Below are 316 nucleotides of genomic sequence, written 5' to 3'. Positions count from 1 at the left end.
ACACCGTCGAGCACGTCGCGTTGCGGACCTCGAACACCGCACCGGCCACCGGCACGCCCCCCGAGGAGGCCACCACCTGGCCCGTCGAGGGGCCGCCGGCGACCTCGACGGCGACCGTGAACGCCCCGGCCGGGACCACGAACGTCCGCGTCGCGGGCAGCGTGAACCCGGCCGGCACGGACACCGGGACCAGGCAGTACGTCCCGGGGAACGCCGTCACCGGGAACGACCCGTCCGTCCCCGTGCGCATCCGGGAGAACACCGTCGAGCACGTCGCGTTGCGGACCTCGAACACCGCACCGGCCACCGGCACGCC

The 316-nt window shown here is 75.0% G+C and carries 1 protein-coding gene; it reads right to left on the bottom strand.

What is annotated here, in order from left to right; all coding sequences use genetic code 11:
* A partial coding sequence (locus Q0840_RS18990; RefSeq protein ID WP_298462747.1) for a collagen binding domain-containing protein occupies positions 1-316 on the bottom strand: 316 nt, incomplete at both ends.

Source organism: uncultured Cellulomonas sp. (genome assembly GCF_947494015.1).
In the GTDB taxonomy this organism is placed as follows: Bacteria; Actinomycetota; Actinomycetes; order Actinomycetales; family Cellulomonadaceae; genus Pengzhenrongella.
The sequence above is the reverse complement of the archived record's forward strand: the minus strand, read 5'-3'. Positions and strand labels throughout refer to the sequence as shown.